Below are 23,626 nucleotides of genomic sequence, written 5' to 3'. Positions count from 1 at the left end.
CCGGTCAGCCGTGGTGCGGGGCGGACGCCGCGACGAGCTGGGCGGTGCCCAGCTCGTCGACGGCGGCACGGGCCAGTTCCAGCGGTGTCCCGAAGGACTGGAAGTGGTTCACCCCGCTGAGGTAGCTGCCGTCGGCCCGGCGCATGACGTGCAGCGGACGCCCGTCGATGCGGATCCCGGCCCGGTCCACGGCGATGTGCCGCCCCCGGTAGGTCTCCTCCGCGAGCGGGGCCGGGGTGAGGGTCTGCCGGGGGCCGCGGGCCCGCAGTACGGGAGCCAGCGCGGCAGCCGTCCCGGCGAGCACGGCCGCGGTGAAGGCCGTACGGAGCAGGGCGCGGCGGGTGGGAAGGGCGGCGGGTGCTGCGGGCATTCGGTCTCCCTCGCTCGGTGGCCGGCGGCTACGGGTCTAACGCGGCGCGGCGGGCGAGGTCACCCCTGGGGGTGCTGGGGCCTGGATCCGGCCGTCGCGCGCTGGAGCCGGGGCAGGCGGAGGTCGCGAAAGAGCGCGGCCAACCGCAGCACGAAGGCGGGGCCGGCGGAGACGGCGGTGTTGGGCGTCCGGGATGCCGGCCCAGGGCAGGCCGAGGCAGACGGCGGCGCCGGCTGGTTCGGGCGGTTCAGGCGGTTCGGGCCCCGGTCGCGGGTTCCGGACCGCCCTGGGCGGCGCGGCCGTGCCGGTCGGAGCGGCGCCGGAGCCCGGCCCGACCGGCAGGCCGTCCTACGGCGCCGGGAGTTCCGCGAAGTCGGCGACCAGGCCGCGGTGGTGGCCCGCCGTGCCCAGGGCCAGGGAGTCCGCCTTGGCCCGCTTGAGGTAGAGGTGGGCGGGGTGCTCCCAGGTCATGCCGATGCCGCCGTGCAGCTGGACGCACTCCTCGGCGGCCCGCACGGCCACGCCCGAGCAGTAGGCCTGCGCGACGGCGACCGTGAGCGGGGCGTCGGGAGACTGGGTGGCCAGGGCATCGGCCGCGGCCCTGGCCGCCGCCCTGGCCGAGGCCACGTCGAGCCAGAGCCGTGCGAGCCGGTGCTTGAGGGCCTGGAAGGAGCCGACGGGCCGGTTGAACTGGTGGCGGACCTTGAGGTATCCGACGGTCTCCGTCAGGCACCACTCGGCGATCCCCAGCTGCTCGGAGGCGAGCAGCCCGGCCCCGGAGAGCAGGGCGCCGGCGACGGCGGCCCGGGCGGTGGCCGGGTCGGCGAGGCGGGTGCCGGCCGCGGCGTCGAGGGTGACGGTGGCCAGCGGGCGGGTCAGGTCGAGCGGGACCTGCGGGGTGATCCCGGCCGAGGCGGCGGGGACGGCGTACAGGCCGGTGTCGGCGAGCACCAGCAGTACGTCGGCGGCCACCGCGTCCGCGACGGAGGTGACCGTGCCGGTCAGGGTCCCGCCGCCGGAATCCCGGACGGCGGCCGGCAGCGGGGCGCCGGGGGCGAGGGTCAGCGGCACGGCCGGTACGCACACCTGCCGCCCCGAGGCCAGCTCCCGCAGCAGCGGGACGGCGTCCTCGGTGTCGCAGCCGAGCAGGATCTCGGTGGCGAGCACCGCGCTCGTCAGGTAGGGGGTGGGCACCACGGCCCGGCCCAGCTCCTCCAGGACCACGGCGGCCTCGCGGTGGCTCGCGCCCTGGCCGCCGAGCTTCTCCGGTACGAGGAGCCCCGCCGCGCCGATCCCGGCGGCGAGGGTGCGCCACAGGGCCGGGTCGTGCGGCCGGTCGGTCTCGATGCGGGCGAGGATGCCCGCCGGTGTGCCGCGGGCCTCCAGGAGGGACCGTACGGCGGTGCGCAGTTCCTCCTCGGCCTCGGAGTAGAGCAGGTCCGCCGGGGCCGAGGGTGTGGCGGGGGTCATCGGTGTCGTCATCGGGCGAGGTCCTTCCAGGCGAGGTCCTTGTCGTCGCGCGGCTCGGACGGCAGGCCCAGTACGCGTTCGGCGACGATGTTGAGGAGGACTTCGCTGGTGCCGCCCTCGATGCTGTTGCCCTTGGCGCGCAGGTAGCGGTAGCCGGCGTCGCGGCCGGTGAAGTCGACCAGTTCGGGCCGGCGCAGGGTCCACTCCTCGTAGGACAGGCCCTCCTCCGCGAGGAGTTCGACCTCCAGTGCGCTGATCTCCTGGTTGAGGCGGGCGAAGGTGAGCTTCATGCCGGACCCTTCGGGGCCGGGCTGGCCGACGGCGAGCTGCTGGCGCAGCCGTTCGCCGGTGAGCCGGGCGACCTCGGCCTCCACCCAGAGCTCCAGCAGCCGCTGGTGGAGTGCGTGGGTGCGCAGTGCGGGGCGTTCGCGCCAGGCGGCGGCGACCGGCGCGATCATGCCGCCCTCGCGCGGGATGCGCATGCCGCCGATGGAGACGCGCTCGTTCATCAGGGTGGTGCGGGCCACCGCCCAGCCCTCGCCGACGGCGCCGAGCCGGTGGGCGTCGGGGATGCGCACGCCGGTGAGGAAGACCTCGTTGAACTCGGCCTCGCCGGTGATCTGGCGCAGCGGCCGGACCTCGACGCCGGGGTCGTGCATGTCGCACAGGAAGTAGGTGATGCCCCGGTGCTTGGGCTGCGCGGGGTCGGTGCGGGCGATCAAAATGGCCCAGCGGGCGGTGTGGGCGCTGGAGGTCCACACCTTCTGGCCGTCGACCACCCACTCCCCGGACTCCTCTTCGAGGACGGCGCGGGTGCCGAGCGCGGCGAGGTCGGAGCCGGCGCCGGGCTCGCTGAAGAGCTGGCACCAGACCTCTTCGCCGAGCCACAGGGGGCGCAGGAAGCGGCGCTTCTGCTCCTCGGTGCCGTACGCGAGGATCGTGGGCGCGGCCATGCCGAGGCCGATGCCGATCCGGCGCGGGTCGTTGTCGGGGGCTCCGGCGGCCTCCAGTTCGGCGTCGACGACGGCCTGGAGGGAGCGGGGCGCGCCGAGGCCGCCGAGGCCCTCGGGGTAGTGGACCCAGGCCAGTCCGGCGTCGAAGCGGGCGCGCAGGAAGTCCGTACGGGGGGTGGTGGCGGGCGGGTGGGCGGCGAGCAGGCCGCGTACGCGGGTGAGCAGCTGCTCGGCGGTGGTGGCGGTCATCGGGAGCCACCCCCTTCCCCGGGCATGGCCAGGACCACCCGGCCGGTGGTGGCGCCGTCGGCGAGGCGCTGCACGGCGTCGGCGACGGCGGGGAGCGCGATGGTCTCGCTGATCAGGGGTTTGATGGCGCCTTCGGTGGCGAGGCGGGTGAGTTCGGTGTGGCAGGCGGCGATCGAGGCCGGGTCCTTGGCGGCGTAGAGACCCCAGTGGAGGCCGAGGATCGAGTAGTTCTTGATGAGGGCGTGGTTGAGGGCGGGCGCCGGGACGGTGCCGCTCGCGAAGCCGACGACGACGATCCGGCCCTCGAAGGCCACGCACTTGGCGGAGGCGGTGTAGGAGTCGCCGCCGACGGGGTCGTAGACGACGTCGGCCCCGCGGCCGCCGGTGAACTCCTTGACCCGGGCGGCGACGTCCTCCGCCCTGCGGTCGATCACCAGGTCGCAGCCGAGTTCCTCGGCGGTGCGCGCCTTGGCCTTGCCGCCGGCGACTCCGATGACGGTGGCCCCGGCGGCCTTGCCGAGCTGGACGGCGGCGCTGCCGACCCCGCCGGCGGCGGCGTGGACGAGCAGGGTCTCGCCCGCCTGGAGCCGGGCCCGGCGGTGCAGGCCGAACCAGCCGGTCTGGTAGCCGATGTGCAGGGCCGCGGCCTGGGCGTCGTCGAGGCTCTCGGGGGCCGGGAGCAGGGCTCGTTCGGGTGCGACCACGTACTCGGCGAAGCCGCCGTGGGGCAGGCTCGGGTTGGCGATGACGCGGCGGCCGTCGTCGGTCAGGCCGCAGATCTCGACTCCGGGGGTGAAGGGCAGCGGCGGGCGGATCTGGTACTGGCCCCGGACGAGGAGCGCGTCGGGGAAGTTCAGGTTCGCCGCGAGCACCTTCAGCCTCACCTCGCCCTCGCCGGGCACCGGTTCGGGGATCTCCTCGAGGCGCATGGCCTCTCGGGGTTCTCCCAGGGTGTGTACTCGCCATGCCTGCATCCGGGGCCTCCAGCCGCCGTCGAGGAACCATGCTCCGCGGGCATACTAAGCGGTCGCTTGCCCTCCTGTGAACCTCGGGGACGCCTCGGAACCACCCGGAACGCGCGCGGAAAACGGGCGACCCGGCCGGGAAGGGCCGACTAACATCAACAGGCAGTTGCCATAGGGCATATGACATGACCATCGGGGGGAACCATGAACAGAAGCCGTATGAGAGGTACCACGTCCGCCGCCGCGGCCGCAGCCGTCCTCGCGGGGCTGATCACCGCCGCCGGACCGGCCGCGGCGGCCGCTCCGGCGTGCACGCCCGGCGTCACCGTCCTGCCCTCGCTGACGGGCGGCCCCGCGGGCTCGGTCCGCGCCTTCGGCCCGGACGGGCTGGCGGTGGGCGCCAGCTCCGGGCTGCCCGCGTACTGGACGGCGGACGGCCGGGTCCACGCGGTGCCGATGCCGGAGGGCTTCCAGGAGGGCACGGTCACGGCCGTGAACGGCAAGGGCCTGATGGCGGGCACCGTGCGGAGCACCGCGCAGGGCAACCCCGGGGCCGCCTTCACCTACCAGCTCGGCGCCGGGTCGGTCCGGCTGATCACCGCCACGTCCGCGCACTCCGGCGGGGCGCAGGTCAACGACGCCGGCCACGTCGTCGCCCTGGACGACGGAGTCACCAAGGAGTGGGTGAACGGGAAGGTGGCGCGCGAACTGCCCGTCCCCGCCGACGCGCACCCGGGCACCGTCATCAGCTCGGTGAACGGCATCAACAAGCGCGGCGACGTCCTCGGCACCGCCCACACCGACTACTGGGACCAGGACAACGACCAGATCGTCAGCAAGACCTTCCCCGTGGTCTGGCCCGCCGGCGGCTACCCGACCGCGAGCCTCCCGGTGCGGAACGACGGCGACCCGACCATCGGCACGCACGCGACCGGCATCGACGACAAGGGCCGGGTCGTCGGCTACGAGAAGCTGAGCCACCGGGACTGGCAGGAGCGCAAGCCGGCCGTCTGGAAGCGGCCGTACGACGCCCTGCCGGCGGGCCCCGGGCTGGTCGCCGGCTACGAGCACCTCACGCTCGACGCCGTCAGCCCGACCACGAACACGGCGGTCGGCACGGCCGTGACCTTCGTGGAGGGCTATCCCCACCGCCTCCGGGCCGCGTACTGGGCCGGGACCGGCGCGGCCAAGGCGCTGCCCCACCCCGCGGGCGGCACCCAGGACGCGCGCAGCGAGGCCTTCGCGGTCTCGGACGACGACCGGGTGGGCGGCAGCTACTGGGGCTGGGACGGCGTCGGGTCGGGCGCCGTGATCTGGACCTGCGCGGGCCGGCAGGCGTACACCCCGCAGAGCTGATCCCGTCCGGGGCCTGGTGATCTCGGCGCCCGCGCGCTATCGATGCCCCATGACGGACGACTCCCGGCGCGGCCTGCCCGCGCCACCACCGCTCGGCGCCGCCGCCCTGCCCCCCGGTACGTACGCGGGGCAGGTGGTCCTCGTGACCGGCGGCGGCACCGGGCTGGGCAAGGCCATCGCCGCCGAGTTCGCACGGCTCGGCGCCGATCTGGTGATCGCCAGCCGCCGGGCGGAGCAGCTGGCGGCGGCGCGGGACGAGCTGGCGGCCGTCCCCGGCGCGGGCCGGGTGACGGCCGCCGTGTGCGACATCCGGGACCCCGAGCGGGTCGCGGACGTCTTCGACGCGGCGGAGGCCGCCTTCGGGCTGCCGGACGTCCTGGTCAACAACGCGGCCGCCAACTTCCCCTCCCCCGCGGAGGACCTCTCGCCGAACGCGTGGCGGGCGGTGGTGGACATCACCCTGACCGGGACCTGGTTCATGACGCGGGAGTTCGGCCGCCGCCACCTCACGGCGCGCACCCCGGGGTCCATCGTGAACATCGGCGCCTCGTACGCCTGGACGGGCGGGCCGGGCTTCGCGCACAGCGCGGCCGCCAAGGCGGGGGTGAAGAACCTGGTGGAGACCCTCGCCGTCGAGTGGGGCCCGTACGGCATCCAGGTCAACGGCCTGGTGCCGGGGCTGTTCCCGCACGACGACATGACCGGGGACATCCGCGGCGGCCTGGACCGGGCCGCACCCGACGGCAAGGGCGGGCGGCAGCCGGCCCTGCGGGTGGGCGAGTCGCGGGAGCTGGGCTGGGCCGCGACCTTCCTGGCCTCGCCGTACGCCCGGTTCGTCACCGGCCACACCCTGGTGGTCGACGGCGCGAACTGGCAGCGCCGGGCGCTGGTCAACCCGGAGGTCGTGCCGGTGCGCGAGCAGTTGGGACGGGGGCCGTTCGGCACGTGACCGGCCTGGCCCGCGGCGCCACTTCGACGACAGGGCCTAGCCCCCCGTGAAGTGCGGGGGGCGGCGGGCGGCCTTGGCCGCGTAGCCCTCGCGGCAGTCGTCCGAGGTGAGGGTGAGGGCGGCCGTCATGGCCACCCGGTCGAGGGCCGCGGGCAGGGCGGCGTCCGCATAGGCGTCGACGGCGCGCTTGATGCCCTGCACCGCAAGAGGGGCGTTCGCGGCGATCTCCGCCGCCAGGCCGCGGGCCGCGGCGTCCAGCTCCGCGCCGGGCACGACGGGTTGGACCAGGTTCAGGCGCTGTGCGGTCGCCGCGTCGATACGACGGCCCGTCAGGGCCAGGTACTTGGCCCACCCCGCCCCCGCCTCGCGGGCGATGCGCAGGTCGCCGCCCGCGTCGACCGCCACGCCCAGCTGCGCCTCCGGAAGGGCGAAGACCGCGTCCTCGGCGGCCACCCGGATGTCGGCCATCAGGGCCAGCTCGAAGCCGAAGCCGAGGCAGTAGCCCTGGACGGCGGCCACCACGGGCTGCGGGAGGCGGGCGAGGACCGCGAAGCGCTCGTGGACCCAGCGGATGCCCTCGTAGTAGTCGCGGGTCCGCCCGGCGGCCGATCCGCCGGTGATCGCACCGCCCGGAGCCGTCACGTCGATGCCCGCGCAGAAGGCCCGGCCCTCGGCCCGCAGGAGTACGGCGCGGACCGAGGGGTCGAAGCGGATCCGGTCGGCCAGCAGCCCCAGCTGGCGGGTGGACTCCCAGCTCCAGCCGTTGAGCTTGTCGGGGCGGCACAGGGTGAGGACCGCGAGGCCGTCCTCGCCCGTCTCCAGCCGGATCCGCTCCTCCCCTTCCGCGATCTCCGTGGTGACGGTGTCGATCACGTGGCCCCCCCCCAAGGCTTCTGACGAATCGTCAGCCTAGGGGCGGCCGGTCAGCGGGGGAAGACCTCGAACGGGACCGCCGGGCGGCCGCCGAACCGGGCCGCCGCCTGCTGGGCGTTGCCGGTGAGGAAGGTGCGCACGTACTCCGCCGGGTCCTGGTCCGTGAGCACCTCGATGTACGCCTTGTGCTCCAGCAGCGAGGCGATCGACCGCTCGAGGCCCGGACCGGCGTCGGCCGCGTGCGTCGGCGTGCTGGAGCCGGCCACCGCCACCCAGCGCACTCCGTTCCACGGCTCCAGGCCCTGTTCGGTGAGGAGTTCGGGGAAGATCCACCGGTTCCCGGCGTCGCCGGCCGCGTCCAGCACGGCCCGGCCCACGGCCTTGTGGTCGGGGGTGTTCCAGAAACCGCCGCCCTGCGCGCCGCCCCACGTGTCCCGGTGGTTCAGCGTGACCACCAGTTCCGGGCGGTGGCGGCGGATGGCCGCCGCGATGTCCCGCCGCAGGCCGAGGCCGTACTCGACGACGCCGTCGCGGTAGTCGAGGAACTCCACCTCGGACACGCCGACCACGGCCGCGCTCGCCCGCTGCTCCGCCTCGCGCAGCGGGGCGCAGTCGGCGGGGGCCAGGGTGTCGATGCCCGCCTCGCCGCGGGTGGCGAGCAGGTAGACGACCTCGCGGCCCCCGTCGGTCCAGTCCGCCACCGCGGCCGCGCAGCCGTACTCCAGGTCGTCCGGGTGGGCGACGACGGCGAGGGCGCGCTGCCAGTCGGTCGGCATGGGCTGCAAGGGCTGCAAGGGCTGCAAGGGCTCGGGCTGATCACGCTGTTCGGTCATGCGTCGCACGATAGACGAGCGGACCGGCGCGGCGGGGAGGGCCGCGGCGCGGCCCGGTCAGGCCTCGCCGTGGACGAGGGCCAGCAGCCGGTCCAGGACGCGCGGACCGCCCGCGCGGACGCCGTCGTGCTCGAACTCGTCCGTCACCCAGGTCCGCAGCCCGCGTACGGCGCGGGCGGTCTCCAGGGAGTGCGCGGTGTCCACGTACATGTCGTCGTGGTAGACGACGGCGGCCGCCGGCACCTCGTTGGCGGCGAGCCGGGCCGGGTCGTAGAGGGGCTCCCAGCCGGTGCGGGCGGCCAGCAGTTCGGCGGTCTCGCGCAGCGGGGCGAGGGAGGGGTCAGCGGTGAAGTGCCAGGGGTGGATGGTCTCGCCGGTGAACAGGACGGGCTCGTCGCCCGCGAGGGCCTTCGCGGCGTCGAATCGGGGGTGCCCCGCGCGCACCCGCTCGGCGGCCCAGGCGGTGGGCGCGGCCGGGTCCTGGGCGTAGCACGCCTCGTGGACCAGCGCGTAGAGGGGGTGTCCGGCGAAGGAGAGCAGTGCGTGGGCGCCCTCGAGGAAGGCGTCCGACAGCGCGGGGCCGGCGGGAGTGCGGACGAAGGCGTCCTCCAGCAGGTAGTGCAGCTGGTGGCTGCCGTCGCCGGAGCCGAGGACCATGCCGAGGGACTGGAAGGCCTCGACGGTGAGGCGGTAGCCGCCGGGGAGCTCGGCGGGACGCTCGGCGAGGTGGGCCGCGATCCGGCGGGCGCGCTCCACGTCCATCGGGTAACGGCGGTAGTGGGCCAGGTTCTTGCGCTCGACGCGGGGGTAGGCCGCCTCGTACACCTCGTCCGCGGTGGCGGTCAGGGACGGCAGACCACCGGTGATCAGGGCGGCGCTCAGGCCTTCGGGGGCGGTGGAGAGGTAGCGGGTGGTGCAGAATCCGCCGAAGCTCTGGCCGAGCACGGTCCACGGGGCGCCGCCGGTCAGGGCGGGGCGGATGGCCTCGGCGTCGCGCACGATGGAGTCGGCGCGGAAGTGGGCGAGGAAGTCGGCCTGTTGCGCGGCCGTTCCGCGCAGGGGCAGGGTCTGCCGGTTCACCGGGCTGGAGCGTCCGGTTCCGCGCTGGTCGAGCAGGAGGACCCGGTAGTCGGTCAGGGCCCGCTCCAGCCACGCCTGCCGGCCGGTGAACCGCCGGGCCCCGAATCCCGGTCCGCCCTCCAGGTAGAGCAGCCACGGCAGGGTCCGCGGGTCCTTGCCGGCGGCGACGACCTCGCGGGCGTACAGCTCGATGTGCTCGCCGTCCGGGCGTGCGTGGTCCAGCGGGACGGTGAACCGGTGGTCGGTGAGGACCGTTCCCGGCTGGCGGTAGCTGTGCTCGATGGTCACGGAGGGCCCCTGGGGTACGAGGTGCGGAAGGTACGGAGGCCCGTGCCCCGGCCGGGTCACGGCCGGGGCGCGGGTGTGCGTTCCGGTGAGTCTAGTACGGGGCCCAGCACGGGACCGGGGCTTACGGAAACTCGACCACAGAGCGGAGGACCTCGCCGCGCTCCATCCGGGCGAAGGCGTCCTCGACCCCGTCCAGGGGGATGGTCTCGGAGACGAAGGCGTCCAGGTCGAGCCGGCCCTGGAGGTAGAGGTCGACCAGCAGCGGGAAGTCGCGCTCGGGCAGGCAGTCCCCGTACCAGGAGGACTTGAGGGCGCCGCCGCGGCCGAAGACGTCCAGGAGCGGGAGTTCGAGCTTCATGTCCGGTGTGGGCACGCCGACCAGGACCACGGTGCCGGCGAGGTCGCGGGCGTAGAAGGCCTGCCGGTAGGTCTCGGGCCGGCCGACCGCCTCGATGACGACGTCCGCGCCGTTGCCGTCGGTGAGGGCCTGGACGGCCTTGACCACGTCCTCGGTGCGGCCGTTGACGGTGTGCGTGGCGCCCAGGCCGCGCGCCCACTCCAGCTTCCGGTCGTCCAGGTCCACCGCGATGATCTTCGCGGCGCCCGCCAGCCTGGCTCCCGCCACGGCCGCGTTGCCCACTCCCCCGCACCCGATGACGGCCACGGAGTCGCCGCGGCCGACGTTGCCGGTGTTCAGGGCGGCGCCGAGGCCCGCCATCACCCCGCAGCCGAGCAGTCCGGCGGCGGCCGGCGAGGCGGCCGGGTCCACCTTGGTGCACTGTCCGGCCGCGACCAGGGTCTTCTCGGCGAAGGCGCCGATCCCGAGCGCCGGGGAGAGCCGGGTGCCGTCCTCCAGGGTCATGGGCTGGGTCGCGTTGTGCGTGGCGAAGCAGTACCAGGGGCGCCCGCGCCGGCAGGCCCGGCAGGACCCGCACACCGCTCGCCAGTTGAGGACCACGAAGTCGCCGGGGGCGACGGAGGTCACGTCCGGACCGACCGATTCCACGACCCCGGCGGCCTCGTGGCCGAGCAGGAAGGGGAACTCGTCGTTGATGCCGCCCTCGCGGTAGTGCAGATCGGTGTGGCAGACCCCGCAGGCCTGGACCCGGACGAGCGCCTCGCCCGGCCCCGGGTCGGGCACGAGGATCGTCGTCGTCTCCACCGGTGCGCCCTTGCTCCGGGCAATGACCCCTCGTACGCGGTGCGTCACGTCGTAACCCCGTTCCGGTCTCGTCGGTTCCCGGTCAGAACGTACACGGGCGCCGCCCGGTAAGGCAGTTGCCTCACTCCGGGCCGCGAAATCCGGCCAGCTCAGGAGGTACGGCGGCGCGCAGGGCGGCGCCGAACGCGGCCACCGCCGGGTGGGCGCCGGCCCCGCTGCGGAAGGCGAGGTTGGTACGGCGCCGCATGCGCAGGCGGGTCAGGCGGACGGCCGGGTCCGCGGGGCCGGTGACCCCGAGCTGCGGTACGACGGCCACCCCCTGCCCGGCCGCGACCAGGGCGAGCACGGTCGCGAACTCGTCGACCCGGTGGCGGACCCGCGGGGTGAACCCGGCGGCCTGGCAGGCCCGTTCCGTCATGGCGTGGCAAAGGGTGCCGGGGGTGGCGGTGATCCAGGGGTCCTCCGCGTGCGCGCGCAGGACGGCCCCCTGGTCGACCCCCGGAGGCGGTTCGGGAGCGCCCGCTGCGGGCGCGGCCAGGTACATCGCCTCCCGGTAGAGCGGCTCGGCGGCCAGGCCGGGCTCCCGGGCGGCGGGTACGAAGTCGTAGGCGTGGACCAGGGCCACGTCGAGGTCGCCGGAGCGCAGGGCGTGCGCGACCGCCGCCGGGTCGGTCTCGCGGACCATCGGCTCGAGTCCCGGGTGGCGCCGGGCGAGGGCGGACAGGGCGGCCGGGACGATGGCCCGGGTGGCGGTGGGGAAGGCCCCGATGCGCAGGGCTCCGGCCAGGCCGCCGCGTGCCTCGGCGAGATCGGACTCGGCCTGTTCCAGTCGTTCGAGTACGGCCTCGGCGTGACCCACCAGGTGCTGCCCGGCCGGGGTGAGGCGGACCCGGCGTCCGGTGCGTTCCAGCAGCGGGAGCCCCGCTTCGCGTTCGAGGACGGCGAGTTGCTGGGATACCGCCGAAGGGCTGAAGGCGAGGGCTTCGGCGACGGCGGCGATGGTCCCTCGGCGGGCCAGTTCGCGCAGCAGTCGCAGGCGTCGTACGTCGAGCATCGGCTCAGCTTACGGGTGGGGTAAGAAACGCGAACTGGATTCGGGGCTCGGGGCGGGCGAGGCTCGACGGCATGGCACAGGACATCACTGACACCACGCACGCGACCGACACGACCGCCGCGACCGCCGCGACGGACAGCGTCGCTCCCGGCGCGGGCCTCTCCCTACGCGGGGTGCACGTCCCGCTGGTCACCCCGTTCACCCGCGCCGGGGACATCGCCGCCGAGGCCCTGGAGGCGCTCGCCCACGAGGTGCTCGACGGGGGCGCGGCGGGGATCGTCGCCCTCGGCACCACCTCCGAGGCGGCCATGCTCGACGAGGCCGAGCGCGACCTCGTCACCGGCGTGTGCGCGCGGGTCTGCGAGGAGCGGGGCGCGCTGCTGACGGTGGGCGCCGGGGCGAGCGGGACGCGGGCCGCCGGGGCCTCGCTGGAGCGGCTGGCCCGGTGGCCGCAGGCGCGGGCGGCGCTGGTGACCGTGCCCCCGTTCGTACGCCCGTCGGCGGCGGGGGTGCTGGCACACTTCGCGCGGCTGGCCGAGGTGAGCCCGGTGCCGCTGATCGTCTATCACGTCCCCTACCGGACCGGGCAGTCGCTGGACGCCGCCACGCTGCGGGCGCTCGGCGCGCTGGACGGGGTCGCCGGGGTGAAGTACGCGGGCGGCTCGGTCGGACAGGACGCCGTGGCGCTGCTCGGGGACCTGCCGGACGGCTTCGAGGTGCTGGCCGGGGACGACGCGTACCTCTCGCCGATGCTGGCGCTGGGTGCGGCGGGCGGGATCCTGGCCTCGGCGCATCTGGCCACGGCCCGGTTCGCGGAGCTCGCCGCGGTCTGGGAGGCCGGTGACGTGGCGCGGGCCAGGCCACTGGGGCACGCCCTGGCCCGGATGTCCGCGGCGGTCTTCGCCGAGCCGAATCCGGCGGTCGTCAAGGGCGTGCTGCACGCCCAGGGCCGGATCCCGGCGCCCGGCGTACGCCTCCCACTGCTGCCGGCCTCGGATGGGGCGGTGGCGGACACCCTGGAGCGGCTGGCGGAGCTCTGAGAGCCGGGCCGGACCGGGCGGGCCGGGGCGGGCCGGGGCGGGCAGGCCGGGCCCGCCCGGGCCGGGCGGGCCGATCGGCGGACTCCATGCCCGAAAAACACCCCCGATGGGCGATTCGCCTGCAACGCACCCGTCGCCCGAATCCGGCCCGCGGAGAGCGGACTTGCCCGTATTCGCCAGAGGGCCGCGAGCGGGCCCCCGGCCCGTGATGTGAGTCACGCGGAACGCATCAACATCAATTTCTTCGAAGAGCCGATTCCCTTTTCCCGGAAAGAAAGTTGGGTAATGCGCGAACCGCCCGCCAAGGTCATTTTCGGGGCGGAGGGCAGGAAGTCGATCTACCGGCGGAATTCGGGCCTTGTTCCCGCCCCGTGAGCTCGCCTACGGTCACCCTCGTTCCCGGCGGTCCCGCTTCCCAAACCGGCCACCTCCGGGGCCTCTCCGTCCCCCCACGTGAGGAATTGCGCCATGTCCGCAAAGGGAAAGCACCGCCGGCCGAAGCAGCACCCGATCACCCGGAAGCTGGCGCTCGCCGGCACGGGCGGCGCGGCGCTCGCCCTCCCCCTGATCAGCACGACCACCGCCGGGGCGGCGGAGGCGGCCGCCCTTCCCGCGGCCCGTTCCGCGGTCGCGGCCACCGCGGCCGCCGCTCCCGCGTCCTATTCCGTGGTCGCCGGTGACACGCTTTCCAAGATCGCGGCACAGCATTCCGTGAGCGGCGGCTGGGAGCAGCTGTACGCGGCGAACAAGAGCGTGGTCGGCGCCGACCCGTCGATCATTCGGCCCGGGCTCAAACTGGCCCTCGGCACCAAGGCGAAGACCACCGCCGCGGCCCCCGCGGCCACCACCTACGCGAACAATCTCGACGGGTGGATCCGCGAGTCCCTCGCCGTCATGGCGAAGCACGGCATTCCCGGGACCTACAACGGAATTCACCGCAATGTGATGCGGGAATCCTCGGGCAATCCGAAGGCGATCAACCTCTGGGACATCAACGCCCGGAACGGGATCCCCTCGAAGGGCCTGCTCCAGGTCATCGACCCGACCTTCAAGGCCTACCACGTGCCCGGCACCTCGCTGGACTCCTACGACCCCGTCGCGAACATCACGGCCGCCTGCAACTACGCGGCCGCCCGCTACGGCTCCATCGACAACGTCAACGGCCCCTACTGACGTACCGGCGTCACCGCCGCGCCGCGGCCCGGGCTTTGAGCAGGGTCCGCAGGGGAGTCACGAGGCCGTAGCCGACGTCCTTGCGCAGGGCGGCGGATCCGGCGCGCTCCACGGCCGTGAGCTGGTGAGCCATCAGCTCCGCCATGGTCGCGGTGACCGGGCGCAGGCCGGGGTCGACGAGGTCGAGGATGCCGTCGGTGGCGTCGAGGGCGGCGCGGGCGCGGCTGGTTTCGGCGGCCAGGAGTGCGCGGACGGCCGGGGTGTCGCGGGCTCGTTCGAGGTCGGCGCGGGTCACGGAGTGCTCGTCGAGGCGGGACCGCGGGATGCACAGGCGGCCGTCCGCCAGGTCCCCGGCGAGGTCGGCGAGGAAGTCGACGCGCTGGGCGGCGTCGACGAACCGCCGCCAGCCCGCGGCCTGTTCGGCGTCGGGGCCGCCCTGGTACTGGAGGCCGGTGAAGATCACCACGCCCGGCCAGGCGTAGGCGTCGAGGTAGTCCTGGAAGTCCTCCTCGGCGGCGAAGCCGTCGAACCCGGCCTCCGCGGTGGCGGCACCCTCCAGGAAGCGGGAGACCCAGTGCGCGGGCAGGGCCCGGGAGTCCACCGCGTGCGCGTACGCGCGCAGCAGCGGGTCGGGGCTGTCCCCGGTCTTCAGGGCCGCCTCGACGCGCTCGGTCAGTGCGGCGAGGTTGGCGGCCCGCGCGGCCGGGGTGCCGGTCTCGGCCACGTCGTCGACCAGGTTCATGAAGGCGAGGCCGGCGGCGAGCCAGGGCACCAGGGGCGGCGCGGCGAGCAGGCGCAGCGCGAGGTAGGGGGCGGGCTCGCGGCGCAGGACCCGGCGGACGGCGTGGGTGTAGTCGTTCCGCAGCCGGGTGCCGGACAGTCCGGCGGCCGTGAGTGTGGTGCCCCAGGTCGGCATGGTCGTGGTGCTCCTCTCAGCGTTTCTCCGCGCGTGTACGGAGATCAGGATCCCAGGCGCGCGCCCCCGGGAGGGCCCCGCGTCAGGAGGAGCGGTACACCTTCCTGACCTTTCCGTCCGTGCCGGCCAGGACGTAGCCGCCCTGCCCGTACTCGTCGCTGAGGTAGGGCCGCATGGACGGGCTCTGGTCCATCATCCAGGGCTCCACGATCACGTAGCGGGAGGTCGGGTTGGCCACGCCCAGCTCCTGTCCGGCCTCCTCCAGGAGGGCGGGCAGGGTGTCCCATTCGACCTTGGCCATGTCGATGAGCGGAACGCGGTCCTTGACCGTGCCGGCGGGGCCGGTGCGGGTGACCGCGCCGTCGCGGTACTGCCAGGAATCCACGGTCTTGGCTCCGGGGGCGGTGGGGACGGCGGCGATGACGTAGGAGTCGTAGATCCGCAGGTTCACGAAGCCGGTGGTGCCGGTCTGCTCCTTCAGGGCCGCCAGGGCGGTCCGGATGTTGGCCGGGGTGAGCAGGCTGCCCTCGGGGGTCGCGCCCTTCTTCGCACCGGCCTTGGGGCCGGGGGTCGAGGGGGCCGGGGAACCCTGGCCGCCGGCGGGGTCGGCGCTCGCGCTCCTGCCGGCGCCGCCGGGGCCGCCCTTCGCACCTTCACTCGGGTCGGTGCCGTCCGGCAGCCACTTGACGAGGCCGACGGTCCCGGCCGCGAGGACGGCCGCGAGGACGGCGCCGAGCAGGACCGGGCGCCTGCGCGGGGCCGCCGGCGGTAGGGGCGCGGTGACCGCGTACGGGTGGGGCACCGGGCCGAACGGCGGCGGTGTGGGCGGCCCGTACCGCCCCACGGCCGGCGGGGCGGCGGGGGTCGCCGGGGCGGCGGTGAGAGCGGTGCTCGCATCCCGGAGCAGTTGTTCCAGCTGCTCGGCGTCGGGCCGCGCGGCCGGATCCCGGACGAGCAGCCGTTCCAGTACGGGCGCCAGCGGGCCGGAGCGTACGGGTGCCGGGATCGGCTCGTCGAGGACGGCGACCACCGTGGCCAGGCTCGTGGCCCGGCGCAGCGGGTGGACGCCTTCCACGGCCACGTACAGCAGCATGCCGAGCGACCACAGGTCGGAGGCGGCCAGCCCCTCCTCGCCGCGGACGCGCTCGGGTGCGATGTACTCGGGCGAGCCGATCAGCACGCCCGTGGAGGTGAGGCCGGTCGAGCCGTGCAGGGCGGCGATGCCGAAGTCGGTGAGCACCGCCGATCCGTCGGGCCGCAGCAGCACGTTGGCCGGTTTCACGTCGCGGTGCAGGACCCCTTCGGCGTGTGCGGCGCGCAGGGCGGACAGCACGTCGCGGCCGAGCCGGAGCACGTCCGCGAGCGGCAGCGGTCCGGATGCCAGCCGGTCGTGCAGGGAACCGCCCTTGACCAGCTCCATCACGATCCACGGATGACCGTCCGTGCCGGGGGCGGGCTCGACGATGTGGTGGATCGTCACCACGTGCGGGTGGGCGAGGCGGGCCAGGGCCCGGGCCTCGCGGACGGCCCGCTCGCGCAGCTGGTCCGCCAGACCCGGCTGGGCGGCGGCGGTCGCCGGGTCCGGCGGGCGCACCTCTTTGAGCGCGACCTCGCGGTGCAGTGCGATGTCGCGGGCGCGCCACACCGTGCCCATGCCGCCGCTGCCCAGGGGCGCGACCAGCTCGAAACGGCCGTCGATCAGCTGTCTGCCGGCCTCACTCGTCTCCATGGCCGGTCATCGTAGGGGGCGCCGGTGTCAGCAGCGCCGGCGGTCCACCGTGACGGTGCCCTGCACGGCGGTGACCGTACGGTCGTAGCACCCGCCGGGGGCCTGGGACCCGTGCAGCCGGGAGCGGGCGGAGGTGGTGGCGACGGCGTGCCGCTGGTCGCGCGGGACGTTCGCGGTGTAGGTGGCGTCGCCCGTGTACCGGTCGTCGAGCCGGGAGGCCTCGGTGATGCGGCCGCCGCGCAGGGTGGCGGTGTCCGCGCGGTCGCCGAGCGAGAGGACGGTGCGCAGCCGGTCGCCGGCGCCGAGGGTGGTCTCGCCGTCCATCGTGTAGGTGCGGTGGGTGCGGGTGGCGGTGCTCCCCCGGGTCACGGTCTCCTCGTCGGTCCAGGTGGCGGTGAGCGCGTCGCGGTTCTCGCCGTCGGTCCAGCGGTGGACGGAGGTGTTGTGGACGGCGCGGGTGACGGTGGTGGTGACCCGCCCGTGGGAGGTGTCGAGGTGCCCGGCGACGGTCAGCCGGTGCCCGCCCTCGGTGTCGAGGCGGTGTTCGCCGCCGGGTGCCGCGGGGGTCCACCGGGAGGAGTTGGCCGGCGCGCTCTCCTCGTGCCGGGTGAGGGCGCCGGTGACGACCTTCCGTCCCGCGTCCTGCCACAGCAGCAGGTTGGTGGGGGTGCTCCAGCCGCTCTGCCCGGCCGGGACCCCGGCCACGGTCACCTCGATCCGGTGCGGTCGGCCGTCGTTGAGGAGCGCGGCGAAGGGGGTCAGGTCGTAGGTGATCGGCTGGACGTCGAAGGCGCGGGGGCCGGGGGTGACGTACCAGAGGAAGGGGTTGGACCAGCCGCCGGTCCAGACGGTGGGGAAGGGCGCGGCTATGCCGGCCGCCCGCCCGTCCACGGAGACGCGGACCTCGCGGTAGGGACCGTCGGCGGCCTTGCAGGAGTACGGGGCCGCGTCCGGGGTGGTCATGTACCAGTACTCCTCGCAGCCGCCGCCCGAGCCGGTGGCGTACACCTCGGCGAGCAGGCGTTCGGTGTTGCGCGGTGTGGTGACGGTGGGGGTGGTGAGGGGGAGCACGCGGTCGGGGGTGGCGGCCGGGCCGGTGCGGCCCTCGGCGGCGTAGAAGGTGAGGGTGACCCTGACGTCGATGACGCCCGTGTAGGTCTCGTTGACGACGTTGCCGATGAGCATCTCGACGGGCTGGGGGCGGGCGAGCGTGTCGCGGTAGCGGGTGACGTCCTTCTCGACCGACCAGGTGATGCCGTCGGGTGAGGGCTGGGGGGTGGAGGTGCGCAGGATCTCGACTCCGCCGAGGGAGAGGTGGCCGAGGCGGTCGTACTGGCGGCCCTTCACCTTGCCGTCGAGGCGGAGCACCACCGCGGCCCAGTGGTCGGCGCCGCAGCCTGCGGGCGGGGCGTAACTGCCCCGGTACGGGGTGAAGTCGCGGAACTGCGCCTCGGCGAGGGTGACTTCGCAGGACCGGGTGCCGGGCCGGGACACGGGTGGGGCGGGGGTGAGCGGATCGTGCCAGTCGGTGCCGAACTCGGCGGGCGGTACGTCGCCCGCGGCGGCGGGGGTGGAGGCCGGTGCGGGTGCCGGTGCCGGTGCGGCGGCGTTCGCGGGTCCCGCGGTGCCGGCCAGGGTGGCCGCGGCGAGGGTCAGCGCGCCGAGCAGGCCCATGATCCTGTGTCGTGTCATGGGCCAGCAGTGAAACCGGACGCCGCGGCCGACGCCAGGGCCGGGGCGGCGGCCCTGGCCGAAAATCGCCGCCGGGCGGGCCCGGCGCGATCCGCCGATCCGCCCGGCGGCACGGTCACCCCGGCCGATACCGTCGCCGCGGCCAGTCCGGCCGGGACGGTCGGCGCGGTCGCCCGGCCCGCACGACGGGACGGTCTGCACCGTCGGCACGGGCAGTCCGGCTGGGACGGTCGGCCGGCACCGTCGGCCCTCGGTCCCGGTCGGGGCGGCGCGGCCCTGTCGGGCCCGGAGGACGACGACGCCGTCGGCGTCCGCGTCGACCGTGTCGGCGGGGCGGAAGGTGGCGCCGCCGATCGGGACGGGCCCGACCACCGTGCCGGCGCCGGTCTTGCCGCTCTTGCCGGGCACGGTGCCCAGCGCCATGACCCCGAGGTCGAGTCCGCCGAGGCCACGCCGTTGATGGTCAGGCCGGCGTTGGCCCAGGCGTTGCGTGCGGCGGCTCCGGCGAGGAGGTCGCCGACGAGTGCGGTGCGCAGCGATCCGCACGGTAGCCGCCGGGAACCCCTCGTGCCACCCGTCGGCTCATGTACCGTCCCTGCGCCGCGCGGTGCGCCCGGACACTCAGTCGCGGGAGTTGCCGAACAGGATCCGGTAGCCGATCAGCAGGACCAGCGAGCCCGCGATGGCGGAGCCCCAGGTGGCGGGGTCGAAGAACTGGGTGTCGATCGGGCGGTCCAGGAACTTCGCCGAGAGCCAGCCGCCGATGAAGGCGCCGGCCACGCCGATCAGAGTGGTGCCGATCAGGCCGCCCGGGTCCCGGCCGGGCAGCAGGACCTTGGCGATGCCTCCGGCCAGCAGTCCCAGGATGATCCAGCCGATGATCCCCATGTCCATGCGCTCCGTTTCGGTGTTCCGGTGGTTCTCCCAGCAGGACGCGGCCCGGGCCGAAACGGTTCTCCGGCGCTCGGCCCTCAGTGGTGGTGGGCCGGGGTGAGCGCGCCCCTCGGCGCCGTGGGCGGAGCCGCGGCGAAGGCCGGGGCGGAGCCCGGGACCGGAGCCGGGGCCGGGGCCGGAACGGGCGGCGTACGCGTGAGCAGCAGGACCCCTCGCGCGGCGGCCAGGGCCCCCGCCGCGGCCAGCAGTGCTCCCGCCGCGCCGCCCTGGAGGCGTTCGCCGAGCAGGACCATGCCGATGGCGGCCGCCGCCAGCGGGTTGGCCAGGTTGACCACGGCGAGCGGGGCGCCGAGCCCGCCCCGGTAGGCCCGCTGCGACAGCAGCATCCCGCCGACGGCGAACACCACGACGAGCAGGGCCACGGCGACGACCCGGAAGCTGAACAGGGATCCGCCGCGGCCGCCCGCCACGGCCACGGTCTGGGTCAGGGCGGAGGCGGCCGCGGAGGCCAGCCCGGAGGCCGTGGCGTGCCGCAGCCCGGAGCGCGGGTCCTTGACGGCGGTCAGCAGCAGGATCACCGCTGCCGTGGTCCCGGAGACGGCGAGCGCCTCGGCGAGCGTGAGGGTGTCGTCCGGAGCCGGCCCGGAGGCGGGGAGCAGCAGCAGTCCCAGGCCCGTGACGGTGGCCAGGGTGCCCCGCCACTCGGTGGCCGCCACCCGGCGGCCGGCTCCGCGGGCCCCCAGCGGGACGGCGGCCACCAGGGTCAGCGCGCCGAGCGGCTGCACGAGCGTCAGCGGCCCGTACCGCAGGGCCGCCGCGTGCAGCAGCGCGGCGGCGGCGTTGAGTACGGCCGACCACCACCAGGCACCGTTGCCGAGCAGGGCTCCGGCGCTGCGGGCGGCGCCGGCGCGGGCGAGCCGCTCCTGGGCCACGGCGGCCGCCGCGTAGGCGACGGCGGAGGCGAGGCAGAGGGCGACGGCGAGGGCGGTGTCGCTCACCGCCCGGCTCCGGCGGGCACGGGCACGTCGGAGCCCGCGGCCACCGGCGCCGGGGCCGACGTGGCGCGCCGCGGGCCCGGCAGTCCGCGCACGGGGGCAGCGGCGGCCCCCCGGCGCGGGACGAGCAGCAGGGCCGCCCCGAGGAGGAGGGTCGCCACGACCGCGTCGAGCCAGTAGTGGTTGGCGGTGCCGACGACCACCAACAGGGTCAGCGCGGGGTGCGCCAGCCACAGTGCGCGCCACCGGCCGGAGGTGGCGGCGATCATGCCGAGCGCGAGCATCAGCGCCCAGCCGAAGTGCAGGGAGGGCATCGCCGCGAACTGGTTGGCCATGGTGTCGGTGGCCGGGGCGTCCCCGTAGACGCTGGGTCCGTAGACCTGTCCGGTGTCGACCAGGTCGGCGGCTCCGAGCATCCTCGGTGGCGCGAGCGGGAAGGCGAGGTGCAGGGCGAGCGCGGCTCCGGTGAGCACCGCGAGCACGCGGCGGGCCCAGAGGTAGTGGTCGGGCCTGCGCAGGTAGAGCCAGATCAGGAAGAGCGCGGTGGCCGGGAAGTGGACGGCCGCGTAGTAGGTGTTGGCGGTGTGGACCAGGGTGTCGCCGTGCAGCAGCAGACGCTGTACCGATCCCTCGCCGGGCAGGCGCAGGGCGCGCTCGGCGTCCCAGATGCGCGCGGCGTTGCGGAAGGCCTCCTCGGTGCGCCCGGTCGAGAGCGTCCGGCCCGCCTTGTAGACGGTGAACAGCCCCGCGACGAGCAGCAGCTCGCGTATGAGGCGGCGGCGCGCGGCCTTCCGGTCGGCCGCCCCGGCGGGTGTGGTGTGGGAGGTCATCCCCCGGTCCTTCTTCCTGTTGCGCACAGATCGACACGCCAGTGTATCGATACATTCGCGTATCGATACGATGGTGTACCGATACGCTCGCGTTCCCGTACACTCGCACTGGAACCTGCCGCCGAGGCGCCCCCGAGGAGAGCCGCATCCCATGACGTCGACGCCGACCACCGCGCGCCGCTCCAAAATCACTCCGGAGCGGGAGCAGGAGTTCTTCGACGCCGTCCTGGAGCAGCTGCGCGAGCACGGCTACGAGGCCCTGACCATGGAGGGCGTCGCCGCGCGGGCCAGCTGCGGCAAGTCCACGCTCTACCGGCAGTGGAAGACCAAGCCCCAGCTCGTCGCCGCCGCCCTGCGCGCGAACCGGCAGGGCACGCTCGTCACGGTGGACACCGGGACGCTGGCGGGCGACCTGCGCGAGGCGGCCCGGATCGCGGCCTGCACCTCGGGGCGCGACACCCGGCTGATGCAGGCCCTGGGGCACGCGGTGCTCAGCGACGCGGAGCTGCAGGCCGCGCTGCGCGAGGCGCTGGTGGAGCCGGAGCTGGCCGCCTTCGCCGTGATGGTGGAACGTGCGGTGGCGCGCGGGGAGATCACCGCGGACCACCCGGCCGTGGAGTTCCTGCCCGCGCAGCTGATGGGCGTGCTGCGCATCCGGCCGGTGCTCGAAGGGCGCGACGCCGACGCGGGCTACCTGCTGCGGTTCGTCGAGGCGGCCGTACTCCCCTCCCTGGGCCTCACACCCCCCGGAACCCCCGGACCCACCGGGACCCCCTGAACCGGCGGGCCGCCGTCCCGATGACCGGACGGCGACCTGCCCGCGCTGCCTCGTGGGGACGGCGGCAGCGCGTCACCCGGACCGGGCGGTGGTCACTTACTCGAGGAGTGACCGCCACCCGGTCCGTATGGTCCCGGACGGCGGGCGGCCACCGTCAGCGGAGGGCGCCCATGGTGCGGGTGAACTCCTCCGGGTCGGACTCGAAGCCCCGCAGGCGGGCGTCGAGGGACCAGGCCCCCGAGGCGTCCCGGGTGAACTCGGCGATCGTCGCCGCGGTGGCGGACGGCACCGAGCCGAAGTCGCCCTGGGCGAGGTCGGTGTAGCCCTCGCGGATGCGCAGCCCCGTCCCGGCGACATCGGCGAACGTCGTGGTGCGCCCGTCGGCCGCGGTGTCCTGGATGACCACCCCGATCACCACGCGGCGCAGGTCCGGTGCCATCCGGTCGAGTTCGAGGGTCATCACCTCGTCGAAGCCGAAGCCCTGGCCCGTGTGGCTGTCCCGGTTCAGGGTGATGGTGCCGTCGGCCGAGCGGCTGCCGAAGTGGACCAGGTGGACGGGGACCCCGTGGAGGTCCTCGGCGCCGTAGACCGCCGCCACTATGTCGAGGTCGTGCGCGGGCGTCCCGGCGGGGCTGGGGTCCCACCGCAGCGCGACCTCGACCTTGGCCAGGCCCTTGCGTACACCGGTCACCGAACTCCCCCTTCGCTCACGGGCATTGCCCGGCCATGTTCCCACGTGTCCCCGGCCTCGGCCCGGGCGACCGCACGTTCCCGGCCAGTGCGCTCACGTGGCGAGGTCGACGCGTACGGTCTGCACCCAGGGCGGGGGCGCGGGCGGGTCCTGCCCGACGAGCGCGGCGATCAGCCGGCAGGACGGCGTCTCGTCCGGCCACGGCGTGTACCCGTCGGTCAGCACCACCACGACGTTCGGCCGGTCCGGCAGGGCCAGGGCCGCGCCGATGCCGACCCGCATGTCGGTGCCTCCCCCGCCGGCCAGGGCCACCTCGCCGGCGCCGCGCACCCGGGTCACGGCGTGGACGTCGGCGTCGCAGGCGAGGACGGCGACCCGGTTGCCGCCGACGCCCACCTCCCGCAGGACGCCGGTGACCTCGGCGAGCGCGGCCGCGAGGTCGTCCGGGCCCATCGACCCCGAGGTGTCGATGACCATCGCGACCCGCGGCAGCGGCCTGCGCAGGCTGGGCAGGACCACGCGGCCGCCGAGCGCGGGCGTGCGGCGCGAGGGTCGGCGGTACGTGTAGTCCACCGCGCCGGCCGCCCAGGCGGCGGCCTCGCGGACCGCGCCGGCCAGGGCGCTGCGCCAGTCGACGGAGGGCTCCAACAGCTCCTCGGCCCACCGGGCCCAGCCGGCGGGGGTTTTGCCCCGGCCGCGCTGGTGGGCCCGTACGGCCTGGGCTGTCTGCCGGCGCAGCGCCTCCGCCTCCACCGGGCCGACCAGGGCCGGTCCGCCCTCCTCGCCCAGCTCCCAGGGGGCGGGGGCGCCGTGCGCGCCGGAACCGCAGTCGGGCCCGTGGGGGGTGCGGGGGATGGCGGGCAGGTAGCTCTCGAACAGGCCGCCCGCGGGCAGGCCGTACAGCCGGGGCTCCATCCGACCCTCGGGCAGCGCCAGCCCGTCGGCGAGCAGGTCGTCGTTGATCTCGCAGTCCTGGGCGATGTTGACCCGGACGTGATCGCGCTGGTCGGCGGCGGGCAGGCGCTCGGCCCGGCCGTGGTGGTCGCGCAGCAGGTGCGCGACCTCGTGGATCCACACCCCGGCCAGCTCGACGACCGGGGTCGCCTCGACGAAGGCGGGCGAGACGTAGCAGCGCCAGTGCCGGTCGACGCCCATGGTGCGCACCCCGTCGGAGGGGACCACGGTCAGGGCGTACAGCGCGGAGGCGAGGTACGGGCGGGCTTCGGCGGCCTTGTAGCGGGCGGCCAGCAGCTTCGCGCGGTCCAGGCCCAGGGCCGGGCGCACGG

22 protein-coding genes and 1 pseudogene are annotated in these 23,626 nt (G+C 75.1%); 5 read left to right on the top strand and 18 right to left on the bottom strand.

Annotation, left to right across the window (positions count from 1 at the left end; genetic code table 11):
• Positions 1-4: 4 nt before the first annotated feature.
• From BGK67_RS30050 to BGK67_RS30035, 4 genes are all read right to left on the bottom strand, one after another.
• Positions 5-370: a tyrosinase family oxidase copper chaperone gene (locus BGK67_RS30050; RefSeq protein WP_069923018.1), complete on the bottom strand. Its 366-nt coding sequence runs from the start codon at positions 368-370 to the stop codon at positions 5-7.
• Between the two features lie 348 nt (positions 371-718).
• Positions 719-1,852: an acyl-CoA dehydrogenase family protein gene (locus BGK67_RS30045; protein ID WP_069923017.1), complete on the bottom strand. Its 1,134-nt coding sequence runs from the start codon at positions 1,850-1,852 to the stop codon at positions 719-721.
• Positions 1,849-3,042 (bottom strand): acyl-CoA dehydrogenase family protein, encoded by a 1,194-nt coding sequence (locus BGK67_RS30040; protein ID WP_069923016.1) that lies wholly within the window; start codon positions 3,040-3,042, stop codon positions 1,849-1,851. Before BGK67_RS30040 ends, BGK67_RS30045 begins: the two co-directional genes overlap by 4 nt.
• Positions 3,039-4,016: an NADPH:quinone oxidoreductase family protein gene (locus BGK67_RS30035; protein WP_069923015.1), complete on the bottom strand. Its 978-nt coding sequence runs from the start codon at positions 4,014-4,016 to the stop codon at positions 3,039-3,041. The genes BGK67_RS30040 and BGK67_RS30035 overlap by 4 nt, the downstream gene beginning before the upstream one ends.
• A 210-nt stretch (positions 4,017-4,226) precedes the next feature.
• Between BGK67_RS30035 and BGK67_RS30030 the strand changes: the two genes are divergently transcribed.
• A complete protein-coding gene (locus tag BGK67_RS30030; protein ID WP_069923014.1) occupies positions 4,227-5,363 on the top strand; it encodes a hypothetical protein in 1,137 nt (378 codons plus the stop codon).
• A gap of 49 nt (positions 5,364-5,412) precedes the next feature.
• A complete protein-coding gene (locus BGK67_RS30025) occupies positions 5,413-6,312 on the top strand; it encodes an SDR family oxidoreductase (RefSeq protein WP_069923013.1) in 900 nt (299 codons plus the stop codon).
• A gap of 36 nt (positions 6,313-6,348) precedes the next feature.
• On the opposite strand, the gene BGK67_RS30020 is transcribed toward BGK67_RS30025, so the two are convergent.
• The 5 genes from BGK67_RS30020 to BGK67_RS30000 all read right to left on the bottom strand — a co-directional run bounded on the left by BGK67_RS30020 (position 6,349) and on the right by BGK67_RS30000 (position 11,602).
• Entirely contained in the window at positions 6,349-7,185 is an 837-nt protein-coding gene (locus BGK67_RS30020) for an enoyl-CoA hydratase/isomerase family protein (protein WP_079154449.1), read from the bottom strand.
• A gap of 50 nt (positions 7,186-7,235) precedes the next feature.
• Positions 7,236-8,018 (bottom strand): PIG-L deacetylase family protein, encoded by a 783-nt coding sequence (locus BGK67_RS30015; RefSeq protein WP_069923012.1) that lies wholly within the window; start codon positions 8,016-8,018, stop codon positions 7,236-7,238.
• A gap of 57 nt (positions 8,019-8,075) precedes the next feature.
• Positions 8,076-9,380: an alpha/beta fold hydrolase gene (locus tag BGK67_RS30010; protein ID WP_069924209.1), complete on the bottom strand. Its 1,305-nt coding sequence runs from the start codon at positions 9,378-9,380 to the stop codon at positions 8,076-8,078.
• Between the two features lie 127 nt (positions 9,381-9,507).
• Complete coding sequence (locus BGK67_RS30005; RefSeq protein ID WP_069923011.1) at positions 9,508-10,596, bottom strand: S-(hydroxymethyl)mycothiol dehydrogenase; 1,089 nt, start codon at positions 10,594-10,596, stop codon at positions 9,508-9,510.
• 73 nt (positions 10,597-10,669) lie between these two features.
• Positions 10,670-11,602 carry a LysR family transcriptional regulator gene (locus BGK67_RS30000; RefSeq protein WP_069923010.1) on the bottom strand — a complete coding sequence of 311 codons (933 nt, stop codon included), beginning with the start codon at positions 11,600-11,602 and terminating at the stop codon, positions 10,670-10,672.
• 71 nt (positions 11,603-11,673) lie between these two features.
• On the opposite strand from BGK67_RS30000, the gene BGK67_RS29995 reads away from it, so the two are divergent.
• Positions 11,674-12,642 carry a dihydrodipicolinate synthase family protein gene (locus BGK67_RS29995; RefSeq protein WP_079154448.1) on the top strand — a complete coding sequence of 323 codons (969 nt, stop codon included), beginning with the start codon at positions 11,674-11,676 and terminating at the stop codon, positions 12,640-12,642.
• A 468-nt stretch (positions 12,643-13,110) separates the two neighbouring features.
• The gene (locus BGK67_RS29990) at positions 13,111-13,815 is read left to right on the top strand and encodes a LysM peptidoglycan-binding domain-containing protein (RefSeq protein ID WP_069923009.1); all 705 of its coding nucleotides are present in this window, start codon (positions 13,111-13,113) and stop codon (positions 13,813-13,815) included.
• A 10-nt stretch (positions 13,816-13,825) separates the two neighbouring features.
• Here BGK67_RS29990 and BGK67_RS29985 read toward each other — a convergent pair whose 3' ends face one another.
• The 7 genes and pseudogenes from BGK67_RS29985 to BGK67_RS29960 all read right to left on the bottom strand — a co-directional run bounded on the left by BGK67_RS29985 (position 13,826) and on the right by BGK67_RS29960 (position 20,871).
• Positions 13,826-14,731: a squalene/phytoene synthase family protein gene (locus tag BGK67_RS29985; RefSeq protein WP_069923008.1), complete on the bottom strand. Its 906-nt coding sequence runs from the start codon at positions 14,729-14,731 to the stop codon at positions 13,826-13,828.
• A gap of 82 nt (positions 14,732-14,813) precedes the next feature.
• Positions 14,814-16,460 carry a serine/threonine-protein kinase gene (locus BGK67_RS29980; RefSeq protein WP_069923007.1) on the bottom strand — a complete coding sequence of 549 codons (1,647 nt, stop codon included), beginning with the start codon at positions 16,458-16,460 and terminating at the stop codon, positions 14,814-14,816.
• A gap of 27 nt (positions 16,461-16,487) precedes the next feature.
• Positions 16,488-18,152: a peptide-N4-asparagine amidase gene (locus BGK67_RS29975; RefSeq protein ID WP_069924207.1), complete on the bottom strand. Its 1,665-nt coding sequence runs from the start codon at positions 18,150-18,152 to the stop codon at positions 16,488-16,490.
• Between the two features lie 351 nt (positions 18,153-18,503).
• Positions 18,504-18,575 (bottom strand): annotated as a pseudogene (locus BGK67_RS40275) (hypothetical protein); the annotation flags it as partial.
• A 198-nt stretch (positions 18,576-18,773) separates the two neighbouring features.
• Positions 18,774-19,040, bottom strand: coding sequence for a GlsB/YeaQ/YmgE family stress response membrane protein (locus BGK67_RS29970; protein WP_069924206.1), 267 nt, complete (start codon positions 19,038-19,040; stop codon positions 18,774-18,776).
• 83 nt (positions 19,041-19,123) lie between these two features.
• The gene (locus BGK67_RS29965) at positions 19,124-20,044 is read right to left on the bottom strand and encodes a hypothetical protein (RefSeq protein WP_069923006.1); all 921 of its coding nucleotides are present in this window, start codon (positions 20,042-20,044) and stop codon (positions 19,124-19,126) included.
• Positions 20,041-20,871: a phosphatase PAP2 family protein gene (locus BGK67_RS29960; RefSeq protein WP_069923005.1), complete on the bottom strand. Its 831-nt coding sequence runs from the start codon at positions 20,869-20,871 to the stop codon at positions 20,041-20,043. Before BGK67_RS29960 ends, BGK67_RS29965 begins: the two co-directional genes overlap by 4 nt.
• A gap of 151 nt (positions 20,872-21,022) precedes the next feature.
• On the opposite strand from BGK67_RS29960, the gene BGK67_RS29955 reads away from it, so the two are divergent.
• Positions 21,023-21,649 (top strand): TetR/AcrR family transcriptional regulator, encoded by a 627-nt coding sequence (locus BGK67_RS29955; RefSeq protein WP_069923004.1) that lies wholly within the window; start codon positions 21,023-21,025, stop codon positions 21,647-21,649.
• A 154-nt stretch (positions 21,650-21,803) separates the two neighbouring features.
• Here the strand turns inward: BGK67_RS29955 and BGK67_RS29950 are convergent, their stop codons facing one another.
• Complete coding sequence (locus BGK67_RS29950; protein WP_069923003.1) at positions 21,804-22,340, bottom strand: TerD family protein; 537 nt, start codon at positions 22,338-22,340, stop codon at positions 21,804-21,806.
• Between the two features lie 93 nt (positions 22,341-22,433).
• Positions 22,434-23,624 carry a vWA domain-containing protein gene (locus BGK67_RS29945; RefSeq protein ID WP_208948767.1) on the bottom strand — a complete coding sequence of 397 codons (1,191 nt, stop codon included), beginning with the start codon at positions 23,622-23,624 and terminating at the stop codon, positions 22,434-22,436.
• Positions 23,625-23,626 lie beyond the last annotated feature (2 nt).

It is taken from the genome of Streptomyces subrutilus (genome assembly GCF_001746425.1).
Lineage (GTDB): Bacteria > Actinomycetota > Actinomycetes > Streptomycetales > Streptomycetaceae > Streptomyces > Streptomyces subrutilus_A.
Note: the sequence above shows the minus strand (reverse complement) of the source record. Positions and strands in the feature narration are given on the sequence as shown.

Bases quoted from the DNA above. Each gene is read 5' to 3' on its own strand.
- BGK67_RS30025 (WP_069923013.1), top strand. From the start codon at position 5,413: ATGACGGACGACTCCCGGCGCGGCCTGCCCGCGCCACCACCGCTCGGC.
- BGK67_RS30030 (WP_069923014.1), top strand. From the start codon at position 4,227: ATGAGAGGTACCACGTCCGCCGCCGCGGCCGCAGCCGTCCTCGCGGGG.
- BGK67_RS30035 (WP_069923015.1), bottom strand. From the start codon at position 4,016: ATGCAGGCATGGCGAGTACACACCCTGGGAGAACCCCGAGAGGCCATG.
- BGK67_RS29960 (WP_069923005.1), bottom strand. From the start codon at position 20,871: ATGACCTCCCACACCACACCCGCCGGGGCGGCCGACCGGAAGGCCGCG.
- BGK67_RS29970 (WP_069924206.1), bottom strand. From the start codon at position 19,040: ATGGGGATCATCGGCTGGATCATCCTGGGACTGCTGGCCGGAGGCATC.
- BGK67_RS29985 (WP_069923008.1), bottom strand. From the start codon at position 14,731: ATGCCGACCTGGGGCACCACACTCACGGCCGCCGGACTGTCCGGCACC.
- BGK67_RS29980 (WP_069923007.1), bottom strand. From the start codon at position 16,460: ATGGAGACGAGTGAGGCCGGCAGACAGCTGATCGACGGCCGTTTCGAG.
- BGK67_RS30045 (WP_069923017.1), bottom strand. From the start codon at position 1,852: ATGACGACACCGATGACCCCCGCCACACCCTCGGCCCCGGCGGACCTG.
- BGK67_RS30000 (WP_069923010.1), bottom strand. From the start codon at position 11,602: ATGCTCGACGTACGACGCCTGCGACTGCTGCGCGAACTGGCCCGCCGA.
- BGK67_RS29975 (WP_069924207.1), bottom strand. From the start codon at position 18,152: ATGACACGACACAGGATCATGGGCCTGCTCGGCGCGCTGACCCTCGCC.
- BGK67_RS30040 (WP_069923016.1), bottom strand. From the start codon at position 3,042: ATGACCGCCACCACCGCCGAGCAGCTGCTCACCCGCGTACGCGGCCTG.
- BGK67_RS30015 (WP_069923012.1), bottom strand. From the start codon at position 8,018: ATGACCGAACAGCGTGATCAGCCCGAGCCCTTGCAGCCCTTGCAGCCC.
- BGK67_RS30050 (WP_069923018.1), bottom strand. From the start codon at position 370: ATGCCCGCAGCACCCGCCGCCCTTCCCACCCGCCGCGCCCTGCTCCGT.
- BGK67_RS29990 (WP_069923009.1), top strand. From the start codon at position 13,111: ATGTCCGCAAAGGGAAAGCACCGCCGGCCGAAGCAGCACCCGATCACC.
- BGK67_RS29955 (WP_069923004.1), top strand. From the start codon at position 21,023: ATGACGTCGACGCCGACCACCGCGCGCCGCTCCAAAATCACTCCGGAG.
- BGK67_RS29995 (WP_079154448.1), top strand. From the start codon at position 11,674: ATGGCACAGGACATCACTGACACCACGCACGCGACCGACACGACCGCC.